Origin of the sequence: Bradyrhizobium sp. CB1015, assembly GCF_025200925.1 — a bacterium.
GTDB lineage: Bacteria > Pseudomonadota > Alphaproteobacteria > Rhizobiales > Xanthobacteraceae > Bradyrhizobium.
Window position 1 is genome coordinate 1,339,137 of record NZ_CP104174.1, and the last position, 19,994, is coordinate 1,359,130.

The 19,994-nt window shown below is 58.0% G+C and carries 18 protein-coding genes and 2 pseudogenes; 6 read left to right on the plus strand and 14 right to left on the minus strand.

Features of this window, described 5'->3' with window-relative positions; translation table 11 throughout:
* The first annotated feature begins 1,081 nt into the window (after positions 1 to 1,081).
* The 3 genes and pseudogenes from N2604_RS06120 to N2604_RS06130 all read left to right on the plus strand — a co-directional run bounded on the left by N2604_RS06120 (position 1,082) and on the right by N2604_RS06130 (position 2,444).
* Positions 1,082 to 1,288, plus strand: coding sequence for a hypothetical protein (locus N2604_RS06120; RefSeq protein ID WP_050996247.1), 207 nt, complete (start codon positions 1,082 to 1,084; stop codon positions 1,286 to 1,288).
* A 38-nt stretch (positions 1,289 to 1,326) separates the two neighbouring features.
* Complete coding sequence (locus N2604_RS06125) at positions 1,327 to 1,905, plus strand: hypothetical protein (RefSeq protein ID WP_260374197.1); 579 nt, start codon at positions 1,327 to 1,329, stop codon at positions 1,903 to 1,905.
* A gap of 63 nt (positions 1,906 to 1,968) precedes the next feature.
* Positions 1,969 to 2,444, plus strand: a pseudogene (locus N2604_RS06130) (NEL-type E3 ubiquitin ligase domain-containing protein).
* Positions 2,445 to 2,905: 461 nt separating this feature from the next.
* On the opposite strand, the gene N2604_RS06135 reads toward N2604_RS06130, so the two are convergent.
* The 11 genes and pseudogenes from N2604_RS06135 to N2604_RS06185 form a co-directional block, all read right to left on the minus strand.
* Positions 2,906 to 3,625, minus strand: coding sequence for a hypothetical protein (locus tag N2604_RS06135; protein WP_036031124.1), 720 nt, complete (start codon positions 3,623 to 3,625; stop codon positions 2,906 to 2,908).
* A 59-nt stretch (positions 3,626 to 3,684) separates the two neighbouring features.
* Positions 3,685 to 4,434 (minus strand): hypothetical protein, encoded by a 750-nt coding sequence (locus N2604_RS06140; protein ID WP_036031156.1) that lies wholly within the window; start codon positions 4,432 to 4,434, stop codon positions 3,685 to 3,687.
* Between the two features lie 927 nt (positions 4,435 to 5,361).
* Positions 5,362 to 5,601 (minus strand): annotated as a pseudogene (locus N2604_RS39535) (hypothetical protein); the annotation flags it as partial.
* Between the two features lie 454 nt (positions 5,602 to 6,055).
* Positions 6,056 to 6,928, minus strand: a complete 873-nt coding sequence (locus N2604_RS06150; protein ID WP_245333767.1) for an Effector protein NopP — start codon at positions 6,926 to 6,928, stop codon at positions 6,056 to 6,058.
* Between the two features lie 119 nt (positions 6,929 to 7,047).
* Positions 7,048 to 7,452, minus strand: a complete 405-nt coding sequence (locus N2604_RS06155) for a tetratricopeptide repeat protein (protein WP_245333766.1) — start codon at positions 7,450 to 7,452, stop codon at positions 7,048 to 7,050.
* 216 nt (positions 7,453 to 7,668) lie between these two features.
* Positions 7,669 to 9,759 carry a type III secretion system export apparatus subunit SctV gene (gene sctV, locus N2604_RS06160; protein WP_124163623.1) on the minus strand — a complete coding sequence of 697 codons (2,091 nt, stop codon included), beginning with the start codon at positions 9,757 to 9,759 and terminating at the stop codon, positions 7,669 to 7,671.
* Positions 9,760 to 9,768: 9 nt separating this feature from the next.
* A complete protein-coding gene (locus tag N2604_RS06165; protein ID WP_036031136.1) occupies positions 9,769 to 10,197 on the minus strand; it encodes a M48 family metallopeptidase in 429 nt (142 codons plus the stop codon).
* Between the two features lie 2 nt (positions 10,198 to 10,199).
* A complete protein-coding gene (locus tag N2604_RS06170; protein ID WP_158669809.1) occupies positions 10,200 to 10,736 on the minus strand; it encodes a hypothetical protein in 537 nt (178 codons plus the stop codon).
* Between the two features lie 33 nt (positions 10,737 to 10,769).
* A complete protein-coding gene (locus N2604_RS06175) occupies positions 10,770 to 11,663 on the minus strand; it encodes a hypothetical protein (RefSeq protein ID WP_036031142.1) in 894 nt (297 codons plus the stop codon).
* Positions 11,664 to 11,778: 115 nt separating this feature from the next.
* Entirely contained in the window at positions 11,779 to 11,970 is a 192-nt protein-coding gene (locus N2604_RS06180; protein WP_036014847.1) for a hypothetical protein, read from the minus strand.
* 42 nt (positions 11,971 to 12,012) lie between these two features.
* Positions 12,013 to 12,321 (minus strand): hypothetical protein, encoded by a 309-nt coding sequence (locus N2604_RS06185; RefSeq protein ID WP_036031147.1) that lies wholly within the window; start codon positions 12,319 to 12,321, stop codon positions 12,013 to 12,015.
* Between the two features lie 922 nt (positions 12,322 to 13,243).
* Between N2604_RS06185 and N2604_RS06190 the strand changes: the two genes are divergently transcribed.
* Entirely contained in the window at positions 13,244 to 14,689 is a 1,446-nt protein-coding gene (locus tag N2604_RS06190) for a DUF1521 domain-containing protein (RefSeq protein ID WP_036031150.1), read from the plus strand.
* Between the two features lie 660 nt (positions 14,690 to 15,349).
* Here the strand turns inward: N2604_RS06190 and N2604_RS06195 are convergent.
* The 3 genes from N2604_RS06195 to N2604_RS06205 form a co-directional block, all read right to left on the minus strand.
* On the minus strand, positions 15,350 to 15,775 hold the full coding sequence (locus tag N2604_RS06195; protein ID WP_225114932.1) for a hypothetical protein: 426 nt from the start codon (positions 15,773 to 15,775) through the stop codon (positions 15,350 to 15,352).
* A gap of 790 nt (positions 15,776 to 16,565) precedes the next feature.
* A complete protein-coding gene (locus tag N2604_RS06200) occupies positions 16,566 to 17,432 on the minus strand; it encodes a hypothetical protein (protein ID WP_245333763.1) in 867 nt (288 codons plus the stop codon).
* 305 nt (positions 17,433 to 17,737) lie between these two features.
* Positions 17,738 to 18,433: a secretin N-terminal domain-containing protein gene (locus tag N2604_RS06205; RefSeq protein WP_260374198.1), complete on the minus strand. Its 696-nt coding sequence runs from the start codon at positions 18,431 to 18,433 to the stop codon at positions 17,738 to 17,740.
* A 184-nt stretch (positions 18,434 to 18,617) separates the two neighbouring features.
* Between N2604_RS06205 and N2604_RS06210 the strand changes: the two genes are divergently transcribed.
* Both N2604_RS06210 and sctJ read left to right on the plus strand, forming a co-directional pair.
* Entirely contained in the window at positions 18,618 to 19,118 is a 501-nt protein-coding gene (locus N2604_RS06210; RefSeq protein ID WP_199752391.1) for a nodulation protein NolB, read from the plus strand.
* Between the two features lie 8 nt (positions 19,119 to 19,126).
* On the plus strand, positions 19,127 to 19,993 hold the full coding sequence (sctJ, locus tag N2604_RS06215; protein WP_124163625.1) for a type III secretion system inner membrane ring lipoprotein SctJ: 867 nt from the start codon (positions 19,127 to 19,129) through the stop codon (positions 19,991 to 19,993).
* Position 19,994 lies beyond the last annotated feature (1 nt).

Sequence of the window (19,994 nt, forward strand, 5' to 3'; positions counted from 1 at the left end):
CGCGCCAAGCAGACCAGTGCCAAGTAATCGACGGCAGCGCCAGATTTCGTTTCGCAACCATCTGATCTCACTTAATGTATCATCAATCGAAGTCATCACTGATATTCGTCCCTGGAGTATCAAGCATGGCGATCGTCTGAGCGGCCGTTGCTTGGCTCCGCATTTCTGCCGAATAGTTGAGCTGAGGACTTACGACTTTCCGCCCGTTGTCCCCGAGCAAGATGTGTGCAACTCTTACCAATCAATATCACCCGACACCGCGCGTGTGACGACTAATCGCGGCGGATTTTCGCGGTTTCACGGCGCCCCGATCGTGTGTCCTGCATAATTTCAGCGCTTCCACAAGCTTGGTTGGCCGACGAGCAGTTAAGTAGATCCGGCGTGCTATAGGCATTCACAATCGCTTACCCGATAACTAATCCATGGGCGAGGTGGAGCTTATCCACAACATGGGAAAGCCATGAGAACGAATTGTGAGGAACGCAAACCAGCCTGAGTGCGATCCACGGCACGCGCCAGCCAATCAAGAAGCGAACGCGGTTGCGATCTTGGTAATACAAGGTAAAATGTCGATGGACGCAGTGTCGAGCCAATTGAGCATTCCACAGACGGTCATTGCCATCGACATCGGCTGTGCACGCCTCAGAAGAGCGATTGAATAGCTTGAATCCCACGCTGCGCCAGGTTTTAGCGTTGTTGATGCGCCACAGATAAAGGTTGGCAGGCGTTGACGTCCCATCGCAAGTGGAGATCACGGCGACGACCTGTTGATTTCCAGTTTTCTTGCCTGCGGGCGATGGCCAGGAAGGCCATTTCGATGGTCGGCACGGGGCGCCTGGCCGGCATCGTCAAGTACAACTTGACGGTTGGAGCCGCGAGCTAGCGTGGATGATGGAATGATGCGGGCAATAGGATGTGTCTGACCCAGCCTAGCCACCCCTTAGCTGGTGCAGGGAAAACGCGCTGGGTGAACAGCCAGCTCGCGAGCAAAGTACTCCAGCAGACGGTTCATCTATCCAGAGGCGGCGACAGGCAGCACTGATAGCGGCACGAGCGCTGCGGCGACAGCTTGGGAGGTCTCATGTCCGTTCAGACCAGCCTCGCGAGGGCGCTAGGCGAAAGCGATCGCGCCAGCGACATCGTTGAATTCTCAACGGTGGTGGTCACGCGCGACAAGCAACTGCGCAACGTGGACCATTCGATGTTCCAGCAAAAGGCGGAGGCTGAGTTTCGATCTAAAGTTCTGCCGAGTTTCGAGGAAATCCGCGCCGGAGGGTCGTGGTGTTAGGCTGTCTGCGGCCATTCTGACCGGGATGCGCCGCCTGAATGTCGACAACAATAAGCTGGCAAGCCTCCCCGACGCCTTCAAAAACGGTTCAGGAGTTGGACGCGCGCGGTAACCGCCTGACCCACCTGCCCCGGCTTCCGGCCGGGCTCCAGCGTCTGAACGTCGAGTACAATCAGTTGGCGGACCTGACCGAGCCTCTCCCGGCCGAGTTCGAATGGCTCAGCGCCAGCCACAACCGGCTGACCAGCCTGCCTGAGGCCGTCTCGCACCAGCTGCTATGGTTCGGTGCCAGCAACAATCTGCTGACCAGCGTGCGCGAGACCCTGCTGACGCACCTAGGCCGTGAGTCGAGCGTTAATCTGGAGAATAATCCGCTCGCCGATTGGGTGCAGGCCGGCCAGGCAACAGCGATGCCGGACACTATGCCGGCCCTCAGGTTTTCTTCTCGATCACCGCTGGAGCGGTGGAAGTTCAGCCGCGGCCGCTACAAGAGGTCGCCGCGGACTGGCTCGAGGGCGAGCCCACGGCAATGGCCACTTGGCAGCACTTCGCCCATGAGGCGGGGGCCGCGGACTATGCACCGCTTCCTCGATGGGCTCCGGGGCACCGTGAACTAACATCATGAGGCGTTCCGCCAGGCGGTCGCCGAAGATCTGCGGCAGGCAGCCTTCAGGCCGCATTTGCGCGAGCAGTATTTCGAGATGGCTTCGGGAGCGAACGCGAGCTGCGAAGATCGCATTACTTTGGTCTGGAACGGCATGCGGACTGCACGCCTGAACGCTGATATCGAGGACGGCGTCTATGACGGGCGACTGGGCGAACTGCTCCAGAACGGCCGCGTCATGTTTCGCTCGGAAGCGCTTGAGGGGATCGCGCGCGAGAGGGCAATTCACTTCGTCGTGCCGATCCCGACGCAGATGTCGATGAGATCGAGGTCTACCTTACCTACCAGACCCGGCTGCGCGACGCGCTGGAGCTGCGGCACACCGCTCCCGACATGCGCTTCATGAACGTCTCTCACGTGACCGAGGGCGATGTGGCCAGGGCCGAGGCATCGGTGCGGGAGCAGGAAGCGGCGGAATTTCCGGACTATTTGGCAGCGTGCTGGCAACCAGGAACGCGTGGTGAGGCGCATCGCACCCCAAGACTATGCTGAAATGCAGGAGCGGCTCGTCGAGGCGATGAGCGTACAGTTTGAAACCCGCTTGAGCGACTGGCCGAGCATGGTCTAACAGGCGACGCCGATGCCGAGCGGGTCCTCGGCGCCCACACACGAGACGAGATCGCCCGCGAGATCAAAGGCGCGGTCATGCATCAGGTGCTCGGAGAATTCGACCTGAAGCTATGAGCGGCTCCCGAAGGAAGACCTCTTCGATCCGCCTAGCCGCTCACCAGCCAAGGCTGCTATCGTTTCTTGGACGGGCCGCCTGCATCAGCCATTGGCGAATGATCTGCCGTCAATTGCCCTCGCGCTGCCCGTGCGCACGATCGTAAGGTGGAGATCCAAGCGAACAGTCGTATACCGCAATTCATGCGTTCGCGTTGCGAACGCCATTGAAGTCAGCGGTCAACGACCACTCATAGGCCGGACGAATAGATGCGGATCAGAGCGAACTTTCAAGTGGCCCTTGTGCAACGTAGGCTATCGATATCCGTTCCCCGCCGACGATCGGACCTTCGCTGCGTCACACTCGAATCCAGATCGCGAAACAGGCTGTAATTCCGTCGGATCCATTGATGCAGCTCGGTGGACCAGTCCTTCTCGTTGCGCAGATATCCAGTGAAGGAAAAGCTAAGCCGGTCTATATATCGTTTGAGGAACAGCGGAAGTGCGGGAATCCGAATCACCCGCTCGTGATCCATCGCTTCCGGTAATTCGCCGCGCAGCACGAATTCATTGTGGACGGTGACCAGCGACGCCGGCGGAATTCGCCGCCGCAGCATTTCATAAGCGCGAAAGGAGATGCGGTCTGCGCCCGCGACGAAGAGGATGATAGGGGCGACATAGCAGCGCGCCGTCTCCTTCATGAAGCCTATCTCCTCGCACATCTTGAAGAATTCGTCGAAGGCGTGAAAGCCGAGGTCAATTACCTTGGGTACCCGATCGTGGATGATCAGAGGGTCCATCAGCTGCATCTTGCCGTAAGTGTCGATCACATCCGCGGTCTCCGTGATGTTGGGGAGGTAGTCGAGCAATGACGGCTCTTTCAAGTTCACATCGAACGATAGCGTTGCGCCGTTTTTCAGCAGCAAGAACTCGCTCATAGCCCGAGCGATGAGGGTTTTACCGACCTGCGGGCTAGGAGAGCAGATGATGTAGATGGGGGTCGCTAACATAGCCAGCAGATCAATTTCGTTCCGTACGTAGGCCCGACCGGAGCTCGCCGGATATGCCGCTACTTTTCGCCGGCCCGGGTGGCGGACTTGGCCCCCGCCAATTCCGTCAAGTTGATGCGATCGAATTCGCTCCAGACATTTGCCAGCCAGTGCCGGACATAGCCGCGCAGGACGAAGGAGTTGTTCGCAGGTTCATCGTTCCGTCCCTTGTTTGCCACGAAGTCTATGAATGGGATGGATGCGACTTCCACCTGCTCATAGGCCATCTCGTTGAGCTTCGGTATGGTCAGCTCAGTCGCATGTTTGATGCGGTGAAAATAGGAATTATAAGTCGCTTGATCCCACTGGAAGAATTGAGTGTCGTTGATGAAGTTCTTGACGAGGTAGTACTTTGCGCCGCTCATGAAAGTCGCGGTTTCCGCGATCTCGTCTAGCGAAGCGATGGATGATCCCAGGATGTGGAACACGGCGAATGTGATCTGGCCAGACCGTGCCGAGTCCAAAAAGCCGATGTCGCGCAAGGAAGCTAACGCAGAAGACAGTAGTCCTGCGCGAGCATCGATGACAGTGACGGATAGCCCTGAGTTCAAGGTATCGAAGATCTTCATCTGGTCCGCCGTCGTGGTCATGTCGACGATCTCAGTGATCTCGGGATAAAAGCGCTTCAGCGTTCCGCGGGGCGACTCTGTGTCGAATGCGCGTGTTTGCACGTTGTTGACGCTGAAGTAGTCCAGTAGCGTTCGTGATACGGTCGTCTTGCCGACTCCTCCCTTGTCCGCGCCGACCACAATTACAACTGGCTTCACCATAGAAACATCTCCTGAGACACTCGCCATTGCCGCGCGCAAGGTGCGCAATCGGCGCGTCTCTGCTTTGGGCGCGATCATGGCAGAAAGAAGGGGCAATGAACCTTCGATGCTGGAGCTCTGCAACTGATAAACGTTTTCAACATTAAGCGAGTGACGTGGTCCGATGATGCAGGCCTGAGAATGGAAGTAATCACTTGTATTGGTGATCTACGTGAGGTTTGTGGGCAGCTGGAATGCGCGGGCCAAGAATCAACTGTCCGCCTGTGGTGATCGTTGTGATGCCATAGGTTATCTATGGATGCCGTCGCTGCCGCTATCTACTTTTCATGAAGCGACGGAAACTAACGTAGCGTCAGATTGCGAGCTCGGGATGCGACGCGGTGCGACTATGGCTTGGCAGACCACAAAGCCCTGCTGGATTAGATGGTCGTCTCTTCGGCGGAGAGAGAAGCGGCTGGTAAATTCCTGAAAGATGACCCTGAACGACCGAGCTCTCACTCTCACTCTGGTGATGAATGTCGGGATATGCGAAGGCTGAAGCGCGTTGGTGACGCAATAGCAACCATGCATCGCTCTGCGGCGAGATTATCGGGCCACGGAGAACAAGATCGAATCCGGAGCGGGGCGCCGGCGGACGGCGCAGCATCGGTGGGGAAGCGATATCGGGCGTCCGAAAGAAGCGCGCGTCTGGTGGCCGGCACGGCGATCTTTGTCTTGGACACAGAGTTCGCCGAGCGACGTCCTATGGATCGAGAAGGACTTATTGGAATGAACGGTAGCCATGGCGGTGCGTACTCTCGGTGGCCGCTTCCTTGAAGCGGCAGACAGTGTACGCTCCGGTTTTAAAGCGCCCACTTTGATTACCCTGAAGATCCAACCCGGATTGTCGCCTTGTTTAAACGCGTTTGCGCAAAAAGCGGCCTCGAGAGTCACGACGGGTGTGCGATGATCCGGGATCACGACGACCTGCAGGCCGTTCCGCAGCGTGAAGTTTGGTGGTCGATCTGATTTGACCGTGCCGGCAGAGACGCTAGCCTCGTCAGGAAGGTGTAAGTCGGTGCCATTCTCCGTTGTGCGCTCGACCGCCGGGGCGGTGCGCGTCCTCGACTCCGAGGCTTCAGCGGCGGTGCCTGCCGCCTTGCCGGTGACCGAAAGCCGGTTCTTCATGGCATCGCCTTTCGCTCCATAGTTGTCGTTATGGTAGAAGATCCGACACGGCACGGAGCCGTGTCTCGTCTTGGCAAACAGTGGAGCGAAAACCGGACCAATCGCCGGCCTCGCGTACGCAACGGCACACAGCGACGTTGCGCACAACGCGTCAGGAGAACTTCGCCCAATGGAGACTTCAGGTCAATCGAGCGCGATATGACGCCGGCACAACACCCGGCAGGCTCGCCCTCACACATCTCGCTCTAGAAGATGAGTAGCTTGACAATATTTCTCATGGACGCGAGCTGGAAGTCGGCGAGCAGCTCCTCGGAGTACACTGCGCCGAAGTAGTCCAGGACGAAGGTGCCAGAATAGCGTAGATTATCGGTCGCGCGGATCAGGTTGTCCAGTGCGAGCCTGACCTCACCAAAGTTGATCTGGCCAATCGCTCTTCATGTGGTGCGTGTACGCTCTACATAAAGTCATAGTCATCATCATACGGATCGTTCGCGGGCTTTGCCATACTTTCGGTACACGTGGCATTGCTGCTATTGTCTTCAGTCGCGGCAAGATACAAAGGCGGTTTACCCGCTCGCTGCCATTTGCCTTCTTTGTTCTTCCATTTGTCTTCGTGCTTGGTGGGATCGAGCACCATCATCGAGTCACTTACCTCAAGAAAGCCCAACGCTGCTGCGCGGGCTTTCGCTTCCGGATTGGAAGAGTGGGAGAGAACAAGCGGTTTGTTACCATCGATCTGGAGCTGATGTTCAAGCAAGATATCGCCCGCGTTATCGACGAGCGGATGAGTAACCCTGAAAGCTGTCGTTGAGGTGATTTGATCTCGCCCAGGAAATTGTTTGCGCCAATCATCGTTGCCCTTGAACAGCTCACTCATGCGACCTCCGGGTTCCGTTCTCAGAAGCCCGACGCTCTTATTCGCGAGCTGATAGCTGAAAAATCGCGCTTTCTCCGAAATAGACTTGGTGCCGAAGCGAAACGCGGTGTCCGCTGTGCGTTGAGCCTTTTGAGACACCCAGCGAGAGTATCTCTGCGGATTAGCAGCAATATCCTCTATGTCTGCTCCATAAAAGTCCACCAGCTTCCTCTCGAATGAAGATCTTGAGATTTCAACGACCGGCGGCTCTTCAACCAGCGCGTATGGCGGAACTGGCGGCGAACTTGCATCAGGAGAGGAGATCGATGGCGCCAAATTCAGACTAGAGAATACATCCGAGAACCTTTGGCGATCCGTGTAGGAGGAAGAGTCATCGGTCGCGCTCGTTCTCATTTCATCGGGCTCGGAAGCACGTTCGCTACTAGATAGATTGATGATGTGCTGAAACATAACACTTTCTATTTGTATCGACGGGGGCTGCGCTGGTTGAGGTTCCGCGTTCATAGTAAGCCCAGCTGTCGGCAAGCTGAGCATCACTTCGCTATTCCGCCCCGCTCTTTATCGCCACGCTATCTTGAACGAGCCAATGCGTGCCGGCCGCCCGCCTGCGGTGCTGGGCTGGCATCGCCGGCCTCCGTCTTGCGTTCAAGGGCGAGGGACAGTCCGAAATTGTTGCGCAGCATCGGGTTTGCGGGTTCCGCTGCGAGAGCTTGGCGGTATAGTTCTTGGGCCTCCTGATGGCGGCCCTCGTGATCGAGAACAACCGCTTTGGCATTCAATGCGCGCAGGTCGCCAGGGGCTGCCAATAATACGCCGTCGAGCACCTCGAGCGCATCATTCGGACGGTTGCCTGCCAGCAGGGCTCGCGCAAGAGGAATCGCCGCATCGATGTTGTTCGGCTGTTGCTTCAATGCATCACGCAGAGCTCCTTCATCAGGATCTTGGCCGAGCGCGTGCGAAATGCGCTCGCGCACCGCAGGGTCGATCTCTTCGCTGTGTGCGAGGTCAGATGTGGACGTCTGCTGTGGTGAAAGGCTATGCTTATCTGGGGCAGCGCAGCCAGCGAGCAGCACACTAGCCAGCATCGCAAGCAGAGCCGGCCGCGGCCCTGGACTGGCGGAGCACAAATACCGGCGGCACCTGATTCTATTTGATCTCATAGGTTAGTCACGAGGAAGCGCTGCCCATTCTTAGTTTGCAGCTGTGAGAAGCGAGGAAGGCGCCTTGGGAAGCTTGACGGATCCAATCGGTTGGACCGTGAAGTCGGCGGCGAGATCTTGATACGATAGAACAGGCAGGTCGATCCCGTTGCGCGTGAGAAAACCGCGTACGAAACGCCGGATATCCATCGACCCAAGGACGACAGGCTGGCTCTTACTTTGCGCGATGGTCGCATGGATCTGACGAAATTGTGCAAGCAGCTTTTCGCTCTGCCATTCATCCAAAACGAGGTATGGGCCGACGGCAGTTTCCCGTACTGCGCCGCGGATGATTTCCTCGCTCTCACGCTCGATGATAAAGGCGACCACGACGCGATGGGCGTTCGCATACCGAAAGCAGATTTGCCGCTTTAAGGTAGCACGAACGTATTCGGTGAGCAGGACGGCGTTTTGCTCGCGTTCGCTCCATTCTGCCAATGCCTCCAGGAGCAAGCGGGTATTGCGGATTGGAATGCCTTCATCGAGCAATCGGCGCAGGACCTCGGCGATCCGGGGGACGGTGGCCGTACGCAGCACCTCCTTCACCAGGTCAGGATATTCCTGCTCCATCCGGGCGAGCAATTGGCGGGTTTCCTGGATACCCACCAGGCGCTGTGCATAGCGTGTCAATGTGGAATGGAGACGTAAGGCAAGAACTTCGCTCAGCCGATGATATCCGATTCCGGCGGCCTTGAGGGCCGCTGCATGCCGTTCTTCGATCCAGACCCGATTCGTTTCCGGGTCTTGCTGAAAGGGGATGCCGCTCAACTCGATGTTGGCCACATCGTCGTTGAGCGCCAGGTGCCCGGGATTGATCACATCGCGCTCAACTGGCACACTATCGACATCCACCCTGAATTGCGACGAGGACAAGCTCTCGCCGATCTGGGCCGGGATGCGCGGAATGGTGATGCCAAGGTCCGCCGAGACGAGCCTTGAAACACGCGAAATGCTCTCTTCCAGCTCGTCTTTGTCGATCGAATCCGTCAGGTTCGGTGCAAGGAACAACGCGATCGGAAGTGCTTCCGCATGCACCGGCTGCTTCTGGGCCGCTGCGGGTGCCGGCGCCGAAGCAGCGACGCTAGCTCCTATTTTAGCGGCAGGCTTGTCGCCTTTGCCGACCTTGACGAAGCTTGCCGCAGCGAACAGGACGGCCAGCACGAAAAACGGGGGCAAAGGAAAGCCGGGAACGAGCCCCATGAATACCAAGACGCAGGCGGCTAGCCTAAGCGCCTGCGTACTTGCGGTAAGTTGGTGAACGATATCGGCGCCGAGTTTGAGCTTGGAGGGCCCGTTGACGCGCGTGACAATGGTCGCAGCGGTAATTGACAGCAGCAACGCCGGAATCTGCGAAATGAGCGCATCACCGATCGTCAAAAGCGTATATTGATGCAGCGCCTCATCGAGCGACATACCTTTTGAGAGCAGACCGATGCTGATTCCGCCCAGCATATTGATGCAGATCACGATTAGCCCGGCGATCGCGTCTCCCTTAACGAACTTCATGGCACCATCCATCGCGCCATGAAGTTGACTCTCTTGCTCCAAGGCGGCACGTCGGCGACGTGCTTCGTGCTGATCGATGTGGCTGTTGCGCAGTTCCGCATCGATCGCCATCTGTTTGCCTGGTAGCGCGTCAAGGGTGAAGCGCGCAGACACCTCTGCGACGCGTTCGGCACCCTTGGCAAGAACCATGAATTGCACCATGGTCACGATCAAGAATATGACGATTCCGACCGCGATATTCCCTGAAATGACGAAGTCGCCGAATGTGTGAATGATGCTGCCGGCGTCGCCCTCGGCAAGGATCAGCCGCGTTGTTGCTATCGTTAGCGCCAGTCGGAATACGGTGGAGATCAGGATGACGCCCGGTAAGGACGAAAAATCAAGCGGTGTGGTGAGATAGAGGGCAACCATCAGCAGCAATATGGCAAACCCAAGATTGAAGCCGATCAGCATGTCGATCACGATGATTGGGATTGGCATGATCATCATGCCGATCGCCAGAAGCAGCATCAAGGCAACCATGAAATCCGGGTGGGCCGGAGCGCGCACGATGAAGTCACGCAAGACGTTGGCCATGATAGATCCCTATTGCTTTTTGATGAGGGCCCTGCCCGCGCGCAGTGACACATAGCGCTGGAAGACCTCGCGAGCCTCGGGCATGCGGCCAGCGTGACGCAGGGCGTGGCTGCGCAACAGGGTCATCGGTATGCGGGAAGAGGGTTGCGTATCGAGTGCGTCCAGCCGGTCCAACACGTGGAGTGCTTCGTCGCCAAGGCCCTCGGAGATTAGCGTGTAAGCTAGGATGCGGAGTAAACCGACGTCGTTGGAATGCTCGCGAGCTGCAATTCGCAACAGAGCCAGACTCTGTGCGCTCTGCCCGCACGCGAGATGTACATACGAGAGCGCACAAAGCAGGTCGCGCTCCGGCCCGGAGATCGACAGAATATCGCCGGATTTGGAGACTTCTGGCTCCAGGGGAGCGGGCACATGCTGCAATCCATCAGGATCGGCCATGGCTAGCCCTTGATTAAGCTGTTTTGATTTTGCCGGAGCATTAATAGCCGCTGTAGTTCCTGCTGCAGGATTGCCAAACATTCTCGCGCCGTTTTGTCATTCGGCGTCGCCTCCAACGTTCGCGTCAAGCGCTCCAGAAGAACACCATGCTTGTCGGCGCGCAGTACGTCCGGATGACGGAGGCGTGGAACGACGAAGGAGAGTAGTCCGCGGGACAGATTGGGACCATAGAGCGAAGCCAATACCGCGCGCGGATCTAGCTCATTTGCCCCTGCTTCGCTTTCGAATAGAGTGACGCGCTGGATGGCGCCGACGGAGTTGACCTCGAGCGCCGCTTCGCTCGCACCATCAATTGGCAGATCATGCGTAACCGCATCCCGCCACGACGCGCGCTTCGTGCCGCTATCCGCATGGACGCCTCCGACTTCGAGTTTATCACCTCGCGAGGGAGGCGAGCCGATGACCGGTGCCTGCTGGCCCGCATCTAATCCCTGCGATGAGGTGCCGGGCCCTACAGAGTGCTGGGGCAGCCTAGCCATCGCCTTCTCCTTCTTTCTTGCAGGGTAGAGACTTTAATATGGCAAAGCAGCAGATCGGCCGTTGCGACTGAGCAGAACACGTCCATCCTCAATTCGATCAACGGTCCATCCATTACTTAAGAGCGCGCCGACGAAATACTTCTGTCCGGCAATAAGCAGATAAGGTTCGCTTCCGCGCCAGACGGCTTGGACAGCAATCGAAGACGGCATCTTCTCCTCTTTCACCGTGACAGCATTCACAAGGGTCGTGGTACCGTTGGTTTGGCGATCGAACCATTGCTGGATTTCTTTCCATTTTGCGACGAGGTTCGGCGCAATTGTGCCTTCCGCGGTCACAACGCCGGGGCCGCGCCCGATCTTAACGTCAAGAAGGCCCGCTCGTTCGATTTCTTGCCGCAGCGATACGGCCATTTCATCAGCAGCTCTCGGATCGAAATGATCGACGGTTGGCTTAGTGGCAATCTCGACGGCGCGCGACGACTGGGTACTTGGCACCACCGCCCTATCGCCGGGGGAGAGGATAATTGAGACGGTGCCGATCACGACAGAGCTGAGCAGAACCAGGCTGAGTGCGATGATCGAGCTGCGAGAGCGCTTGCTCGAAGCAACTGGCTGGACATCCTCTGTCGACCAGCGGATGGACATCGCACCAGCATGAATGACCGCGGGTAGGGGCACTCTGACGCTCTCACCTGAAGTGATGCTCGCGAGGCCGTCTATGCTGATATTGGCGGCGAGCGCCTCGACTTCAATCGAATCGCGCTGCGCGATGATCCGAAGGTGATGCGGTTCAAGCCCTTGTTCAACGAAGATCATGTCGGCATCGAGGCCGCTGCCAACAATGCTTTCGCCGCCCGCTGCCTTTCCCTTGAGCCCGGTATAGAGCCCCGAAAGCACCTCGAACTCGAGCGAAACAGAGTCGTTCACGATAACCTCCTGAATAACGAGAGAAGCCGTACGGCAGTGCCGTACGGCTCATCCAGATTTCGTCATTCACAGCGCGGCGACGGTAGCAACGCGGTGAGCCACCCGTCTTGCAGAACTACTGAACGCGCTCGTCGGCGACCTTCTTCTCGGACGAGAGTTCGGTCGTGATTCGACGCATTGCCACGGCCTGGGCCTGAACTTTCTGGCTAACACGCTCGAATTCAGCCATCTGGTTCTGGAAGCCCGTATCGCCCGTCGGCTGGGCACCAGCAGCGCCGCCATTTCCGCCAACATTGTCAACTGCCATGTCTACTTACCTTTCTGTTAGGATAACCTTGGTTCTGACTTGTTACGAGTTGTGGGCCGGCGAGATGATCGCAGGAATCGAAAGGAACATGGGCGTACCGCCGAGCGTGCTGAGCCCAAGGTTCAGCTCCGGGCTCTTGCTGAGAGTATCTGACTTGGGTTGTACCTCGCTCTTGTCGCCGGCGTCTTTGTCGTCTGCGGCCTTATAGTGGTTACCCTCGTCGGGCACCGAGGTGTGGACCACCTTGTCAAAGACCTTGTCCACGGTCCCGCCCAGTGCCGAACCAATGGCCGCTCCGGCAGGACCGCCAAGGTATCCGCCGGCAGCGCTTCCGATCATTTCTCCGATCATCGCATTCTCCTATCCTCGTCTTGTTGCGCTCAATAGACGACTGCTCGCCTAGATTTCAGCGGCCTCATGCTAGGGGCGCTAGCTTTCGAAAAGCTGACGAGCCTCATGTTGAGGCGAGTGGGTTGATCTTTTGCGGCAGCCTTGCATCTGCTCGCAATCACCGGCTCGCCCGGGCGTTCCCAGCCCCGCCTATAATCGGCTTGGCTCAAGGCCGGGTTGGATGGTGCTTAGCTGCGCGTTCAGGAATGAGTTTACCTTGCGGACCCTGCACAGGCGCGTGGCCTGCCGGATAGAGCGCGGAAGCGGGATAAGGTCATAGAGTTGTGCGGGTCTCAGTCCGCGCTTGACTCGCTTGGCTAACATGGGCGGCTTGCGAAAAATCAGGTTCCGTGAAGATCCTAATGCCGGAGAGACTGGTGCGCGCGCGTGCTCAACCGATCGATCGCTGCTCGCAGATGATGTGCACGACCGGCGGGAGCGCTGATTGCGCGGGGAGGATGAGATGACTGGTTGATGACCGGCAGACGTGGCGTATCGCGAAGACATAGGGGCACATCTGGTACCAGACGATTCTTGCGGACAGGTGCGTTGAAGCTTGCGATACAGCTTAGCGAAGGATGCGTCTCGCACATGCGATCGATGTCAAAGTGCGTGCGGCTTCGCTCGCTCATCGTCGTCAGCTTTTCGACAGGTATTCGGGCTACAGTCTTTGTGAGTTAAATGCGGTGATGTGATCGTGCGGTTACCGTGGTGCGGCGAGAGGAAGATCTCATTAGGGCTGGTGGTTCTGGCAAGAGAAGCAGTCGTTCGTTCGGATGAGCTAATGGTGCGTTCTCATGCAAATCGAAGCTGCGTACCTTGGTTGACTATGCGTAGCGCTCGCAGTTTTACAGATTTCGTCTATGCAACAGGAGTAAACTAAATGCCGTATCTTCCCGTGGCCGGTCTTCCGGTGGTGGGCGCGCCCGACTCGATGAATGGAGTGGTGCCAGAAGGCGCGGTTGTCACTCCCGCCTTCAACGCCTTGTTGGGACAGTATGCTCCGGCGAGCTACCAGTACCTACCGGTGGCCTCACCAGCCCTCGTCAGTTCGGTCGCCGTTCCCGTCGTCGTGACGCCAGCCGTCGTTACGACCCAAGCGTACATGATGGCGCCTCCTCCTCCCACCATGCTGATGAGCCAGCTGAATCAAAATTCTGAGCCTGCTGTGGATCCGGTGTGGACGCATGAGGTCAAGGATGGCAAGGCCACGATCAACCTTGGGGACAAGTACACGATTACGGCCAATGAAAAGGATGGCACCTGGACAGTTCGCAACAACCAGACTGGTCATGTCACGGTAATTCATGGCGATCCCCACGTTGATGCCGACGGAGACGGCAAAGATGACTTCGATTTCAAGAAGGATATGACGTTTCAGCTCGACGACGGCACGAAAATTACTGTCAATAACGTCGACTACGGTAATGGTGAGGCCATCTCTTCAAAGCTTACCATTACGAACGGCCATAACGCGATGGTTGTCGAGGGGCTCGGCGACGACAAGGATGGCAAAAACAATCTAAGGGTGACGCAGTCCAATGCTGGTATGACGCTTGACGAGCTGACGTCCGATGGTGCCCAAACGATCCATGAGAGTGGCCAAGGCTGGGTCGATGGGGCCGGACGCGCGGTGAATCAGGCGAGCATCGATGCAGGCGAACAAGGGCGCGGGCCTGGTAACTACCAGTATGCAAGCGCAGCGCCTGCCTCTACCGCCCCCGTCTTCTTCGTTCCTCCGCCGCCGCCGCCTCTTGCGATGGTGCCTGTTGCGGTCGCCCAGGCACCGACGCAGTCGTCTCAGCCGGCGCCAGTCTGGTCGCATGAGGTCAGGGGCAGCAGGGCCGAGATCAAGCTTGGTGATAAGTATTCGATGCTGGTGGACGAACGTGACGGAACGGTGCTCATTCGCAACAATCAAACGGGCAAGATCACAGCGATCCACGGCGACCCCCACGTCGATGCCGACGGTGACGGCAAGATCGATTTTGACTTCAAAAAGAACATGACCTTCCAGCTCGACGACGGCACGAAAATTACCATCGACACCGTTGATATCGGCAACGGCAAAACGATGGCATCGAAGCTGACCATTACCAACGGCGACAATGCCATGGTCGTCGAAGGTCTTGGAGACCGCTTCGACGGTAAGAACAACCTTAAGGTGACGCAGTCAAATGCGGGCCGTACGCTTGATCAGCTGACTTCGGATGGAGCCCAGACGATTTATGAACAACCAGGCTCGGGCTGGGTCGATCGGTCTGGACGCCAGGTTAACCAGGCGATCATCGACAGCAATGAGAATCCAGGCACACCGTCGGACGCTTGAGTTGGCCGCAAGCCTGGCGAAGCGTTCTCAGCTTGTGGGTAAGTCACTGAAGCGGGCGTTAGCGCCCGCTTTTCGTGTTCGGCGAGGCAGATGAAGATAGTAGGTGCGGCGGCGTATCGATCTGGATCGCCGCTCTCATCTCGCGATCGGGGCTGTCTAAGCTTGGGCGCCAATCGTACCGACAGACCCGCCATGACCTCACTGATCAGGTACCCGCAACATTTTTCGATGCTGGTCTCAGCGGTCCAGGAGCTGTGCTGGTATGCGCGCAGCGAGCGCCAAAGCTGCCGACTTTATGATCTCAGAGGGTCTCTCTGACGCCCAATTTCGCGGGCGGCTCCAGAACCGATCTAGGACAGCCAGCTGACGGAATTGATCATCAATGGGGAAGCGGTTGGTTCCGCTTGAAACCTGCTGACTGAAAAGCACTCGATGAATCCGCATCGAAGAGTGTGGCGTATGCCCGCCTAGCTAGACGCTGCGGCGTCTTCCGAGAGTTCCCAGTGCGATCGGATTGCGACCGGCCGCACCGCCAACCTGGAGGACCACCTAAGACGCGTCTAGCGGCTGGTTTGCCAAGTCGGCTGCTTCGCCCGGTCGTTCTCGGTTCGGCTTGCCTTCCGAAGAGTCTTCCCTGTGCGCGTCTGATAATCCGGGCCTTCACCCATCATCTAGCTCGCTCATAGCGTCATCCATATCTGACTGGGAATCGCTTATGACCTGGGTGGCGACGGCAACCAGAGCCTTTTCGAAGGCTCGCTGCAACAATGCTGCGGGCGAGTTGTCGCCGCCGTTCGCGGCGTTGTCGGTGTTTGTGCCAGCTTCTGGCGCCGTTGCTGCGATATCGGCTGTGCCTGTGTCCATGTCATAAAACCCAGATAGCGGCGGCGCCGCGAGATGACCTATTCCCGCCGTTCTAGCAGGGACAGCTTGCAAGAAGCTGACGAAGAGTGAGGCTGGATTAATGCTGTGATTCCTGCGCTCAGTGATCTCGGGTGGCTCCGCGCCTTTGGAGTTTGATGCGCAAAGGACGGTGCCGGTTCGAATCATTCGGCCGCTGTTGTCTCCAGGAACATCGGCGCGCATCGGTCCGGCTCCAGGCGCGACTGAGGGCCAGTGGATCGGATGGGCATCTGCGCTCGGCTGCCGTAGAGAGCTGGCCTCTGTCTCACGATACGAGCTAAAAAGCTATCGACGGAGGTGCGCCTTGCCCGGCTTCTGAAACAGGCCATCGCGTGCAAGTGGCTGCTTTGGCCCGGCTGCAAAAAGGAGATGAGAGACCTTGGGGTGCCGAACAGAGTTTTCGCGGATCAATCCGTCGATCTCTGATGATCATGCTTTGGATGATCCGCGGGCATACGTCACTGAGAGCTGTTATCAGCAGGCCGTTACCGCCGGATGCTAGAGTCCTCGTTTTGCGAATGATCAATCGTTCGCCAAGGAACGGCGGACAAGCGGCAGAGCAAGCACTTCGATGTTGAAGGTGCTCAGGGGGTCGGTCATACCCTGACTCTCCTGATCCGGAACGCCCTTACCCTCATCTCGACGGCATGAACGTCTCGCGGTGCTCTTAAATCGCACCGTACTCGCGGGTCCGGCGCGCCAGACCTGATTTCGCAGCTAAATTGCGATGTTCTTCTCCGCGGGCCATTGTGTTCTCAGCGAACCATTGAGAACTGTTTCACGCATTCGGCTCGCGCGGTCTTTGATTTGGCCGCTACCCCTCGCGAGCTGGTCTGGCACTTAGGAGTGGCCGGAAAAGAGAAGGGTGGCCGCGAATACCCGCCGGCAAGCTCGCCTCTCACCAGGTGTCCTGCGATCTCTGAGTCTTTGTCGGCCCCGCGGAGATCGCCCTTCCGTTGCACGGCTGCAGCCGTTAGGGGATGGGCGGATCTTCCGCATCTAGAGGTTGGTCTTGCCCTCCCTCTTCAGGCCAAAGGGTCGGATCTAGCGAAGGTGTGAGACGAATGAAGTCCTCCTCTCTCCATTCGGCCGTATGAGGCACGCCGAGAATGGCGAAAACTGTTGTCGGGTTGTCTTTGCTTGGCTTCACTCCGCTGCGCTCCAGCATGTCCATCTGAGCGCCGGTGGCTGTTTGAGGCGTAAACACCCAATAGTCCTTGGCGAGATGTCCGTCCCACATACGGAACTCGGAAAGTTCTGGCGGAGCTGCGGAAGACCCAGGTTGGGCCGGTCCCGCCTGCAATGGCCGGGCATGGGAGGGGCCGGCGTGCGACGGCTCACCCTGAAAAGGGGCGGTGTGCGATGGTCCTGCATGCGATGGGCCCGCTTGTGGCTCACTGTGCCGTGGCTCGGCATCAGACGGGTCGACATCCAGATTCTGCCATATCAGATCTTGATCGAAGCCGGGATGTTCCTCGATCGCCTGAGCGATGGTCTGCGGCGAGAGATGCTGCCGGCCGTTTTCCGGCTCAGGCGCGGCGTCAGCCGCAGGCGCGGCATTTAGATTATCCTGCCAACCCGAGTCTGGCGAATGGGGATGCGCTAAATCTTTGTAAGGCGGATACAGGTGTCCGGTATCAAAGTATGGAGAGTAGGGATGGCCCGCGTCCAGATAGGGTGAATAAGCCTCGCCCTGCAGCAGTGGATGGGCGACGCCCTGCGCCAAAGCGGGAGCCTGTGCGTCGCTGAGCTGCCGGTCGAATTCGGTTGCATCTGAAGCCGTCCGTGCTGCGTCGGGCTCCGGGCTCGTATTCGCCGGGGCGACTGCATTGAAATCCACCCTGTTCCTCCTTCCAACTGATGACGCGCATCGAGTTCCGCGAAGCCTCGGCTAGCTCGGAAGCACACGTGCGGAGGCCCACATTGATTTTTAATACTCGCGCCGCCTGCAAAGACAGCACTACCTAATTTCCCTTGAGCGCCTGGTCTCTGATCCCTCTATCAGGGTTGCCCCAAGCAAGGCAGCCGTCCAGACCTCGCAGGCTCATGCTGGGGACCGTAGCTTTCGAAAAGCTGACGATCGGATGAATATAGGCGTACGCCGGACGGACCGACTTTGCTCGGAGCGGTTTTGCATCTTCGACCTCACTTCTGGCCTGGACCGGTTTCGCGCAAAGTGCCCTCATGGTGCGGCGTTTCGGGAGAACCTTCCGGCCGCCCGTCTCGCAAGACCGTGCTCGAGGAACCGCGAAACAACATCAAAACCGACTCGCGTTGTGGCCTCTCGGCTGCGACGGGGCCGCGCCGGGCCTGCGCTTCCGCCACAAGGCCTTTAAGGGTCTGGTCCACCAGCGCAACAAATCGGGGTGGGCCAGAAGCAAGGATGAGGCCCTCTCCCGGAGCCGGTTTCACGATATAGCGCTCATCCGAGATGTTGAGCGCGTCGAGCGCGGAGGTGAACGCATCGAAGCTGATCGGGTTCAATACGATGAGCCGGCTTTGCGCCTCGTGGGCGGCGGAGATGTAAAGGACGAGCCCGTCGTAATACCACTGAAGATTGTACAGGTTAGTCAAACGATCAAGGAATTCTCGTGGCGGCAGGTCCGGCATTCGTCCGCGAATCCGGCCCTTGACCTCGGCGCTGACATTGACCCTGATATTGAGATTGTTGCCGAACTCCTGCAGCGCCGCAGGAAGATCCTGATCGAGAACAGTGTAGCTATAAGGGGCGGACGGCAGCGAAAGGGATGCAGCAGACGAGCGCATTATCCCGATACAGACAAAAACGCCGGCACAAAAAATTCTTTTTAGAATATGTACGATCGTGGATCGCGCGAGCATTCCCGGACGCCTTCCGCTCATCATCAAGTTGGAGTTTGGTCCTAGCTTGAAAGCGAAAAGTGATCTTTAGATGACGTAGTCAGACCGATCTCCGTCAGGTTTTCGTCAGCTCGCCAGCCTATGAACTTGATCGGTTCATCGGTTAACGCCTAGGTCTCACCACACGAGCACAATGACTCATTCCATGTTGTTAGGCGCAACGCCGATCTCTCCCAGTCCTGCCGACTGTCTTTCCAGTGCCTGCTCGCCCGCAGCTGCTGGCGAGCAGGCGGGCTTTGAGCAGTCCCTAGCGCAAGTATCTGCAAATCAGGGATCTGCTCTCCCGCCTGCGGATCGGCCCGTAGCGGCTTCGCCGATATTGGAGGTCCAGCGCACGAATGTGCTGGCAAGTCCGCCGGGTGACCGAATCCTCCAAACCCTTTCCAGTATGTACCAGGGCCGCGCCGTTCCTCCGGCGGTTGCGTCGGCTGCCGTGACTAATGTACAGCCTGGACCGGCTACGCAGCCGCTTTTGCAGACGGATAACGTCGGTGCACATGCGGATGTTAAACCGGTTGGAGCCGATTTTGAGTCGATGATGACGAATCTGCGAGACGTATACAGGGACGTTATTCAGGTTTCCCTCGTCTCTAAGGGCACCAGCGCTGTCAGCTCGTCGCTAAACAAGCTGCTATCGGCCGGCTGAATAAGCTGATGACTGGCGATATGAAGAGGGCTAGCTGTGGCGGCCGTCAATCGTGGCGGCGGCTTCGCGTGTGTCTCGCGATGCCCCTTCTCCTCTCGCTGATCGGCTGTAAGGCTGATCTCTACACCAAAATTCAGGAGCGCGAGGCTAATGAGATGCTCGCGCTTCTCCTTAGCAAGGGCGTTGATGCTGTCCGTGTTGTCGCCAAGGACGGGACCAGTACAATCCAGGTCGAGGAAAAGCAGCTCGCTTATTCGATTGACCTGCTAAATGTCGAAGGGTTGCCGCGCCAATCCTTCAAGAATCTCGGCGAGGTGTTCAAGGGATCGGGCCTCGTTGCCTCGCCGATCGAGGAGCGGGCACGTTACGTTTATGCTCTAAGCGAAGAATTGTCGCGCACGATCAGCGATATAGATGGCGTCCTTTCAGCACGCGTCCACGTCGTTCTGCCGAAGAACGACTTGTTGCGACAAGATGCGACCCCGTCCTCCGCCTCGGTCTTCATTCGCCATGGCTCCAGCGCGAAGCTCTCGGCACTGTTGCCGCAGATCAAGATGCTCGTCGCAAACAGCATTGAAGGCCTGTCCTATGACAAGGTCGCGGTCGTCTTCGTGCCGGTCGAGCGCGCTCCAATCGAGCAGTCTGCCGCGCCGGTAGTTCCTGCGGCTCAGTCAGCAAGAGCGGGCTCAGCCCCGTTACTTGCGCTTGCTGTGGGAGGCGCCGGAGCGCTATTCGGCATCGTATCTTGCGTATTGCTGGGCCCGCGCATGCGTCAGTTTGGACGATCATCGCGCAAGCTGAGCGTGTTTGGTAGGGGCTCGCGTGTGTCTGCTGAGCAGGAGTCGGACAAAAAGTTGATTGCTGATGCGACATAGT

What these genes read in the sequence shown, in the direction of transcription:
- N2604_RS06120 (WP_050996247.1), top strand. Translation starts at nt 1,082, where the DNA reads ATGTCCGTTCAGACCAGCCTCGCGAGGGCGCTAGGCGAAAGCGATCGC.
- N2604_RS06125 (WP_260374197.1), top strand. Translation starts at nt 1,327, where the DNA reads ATGTCGACAACAATAAGCTGGCAAGCCTCCCCGACGCCTTCAAAAACG.
- N2604_RS06135 (WP_036031124.1), bottom strand. Translation starts at nt 3,625, where the DNA reads ATGTTAGCGACCCCCATCTACATCATCTGCTCTCCTAGCCCGCAGGTC.
- N2604_RS06140 (WP_036031156.1), bottom strand. Translation starts at nt 4,434, where the DNA reads ATGGTGAAGCCAGTTGTAATTGTGGTCGGCGCGGACAAGGGAGGAGTC.
- N2604_RS06150 (WP_245333767.1), bottom strand. Translation starts at nt 6,928, where the DNA reads ATGTTTCAGCACATCATCAATCTATCTAGTAGCGAACGTGCTTCCGAG.
- sctV (WP_124163623.1), bottom strand. Translation starts at nt 9,759, where the DNA reads ATGGCCAACGTCTTGCGTGACTTCATCGTGCGCGCTCCGGCCCACCCG.
- N2604_RS06165 (WP_036031136.1), bottom strand. Translation starts at nt 10,197, where the DNA reads ATGGCCGATCCTGATGGATTGCAGCATGTGCCCGCTCCCCTGGAGCCA.
- N2604_RS06170 (WP_158669809.1), bottom strand. Translation starts at nt 10,736, where the DNA reads ATGGCTAGGCTGCCCCAGCACTCTGTAGGGCCCGGCACCTCATCGCAG.
- N2604_RS06180 (WP_036014847.1), bottom strand. Translation starts at nt 11,970, where the DNA reads ATGGCAGTTGACAATGTTGGCGGAAATGGCGGCGCTGCTGGTGCCCAG.
- N2604_RS06185 (WP_036031147.1), bottom strand. Translation starts at nt 12,321, where the DNA reads ATGATCGGAGAAATGATCGGAAGCGCTGCCGGCGGATACCTTGGCGGT.
- N2604_RS06190 (WP_036031150.1), top strand. Translation starts at nt 13,244, where the DNA reads ATGCCGTATCTTCCCGTGGCCGGTCTTCCGGTGGTGGGCGCGCCCGAC.
- N2604_RS06195 (WP_225114932.1), bottom strand. Translation starts at nt 15,775, where the DNA reads ATGCGCGCCGATGTTCCTGGAGACAACAGCGGCCGAATGATTCGAACC.
- N2604_RS06205 (WP_260374198.1), bottom strand. Translation starts at nt 18,433, where the DNA reads ATGCTCGCGCGATCCACGATCGTACATATTCTAAAAAGAATTTTTTGT.
- N2604_RS06210 (WP_199752391.1), top strand. Translation starts at nt 18,618, where the DNA reads ATGTTGTTAGGCGCAACGCCGATCTCTCCCAGTCCTGCCGACTGTCTT.
- sctJ (WP_124163625.1), top strand. Translation starts at nt 19,127, where the DNA reads ATGACTGGCGATATGAAGAGGGCTAGCTGTGGCGGCCGTCAATCGTGG.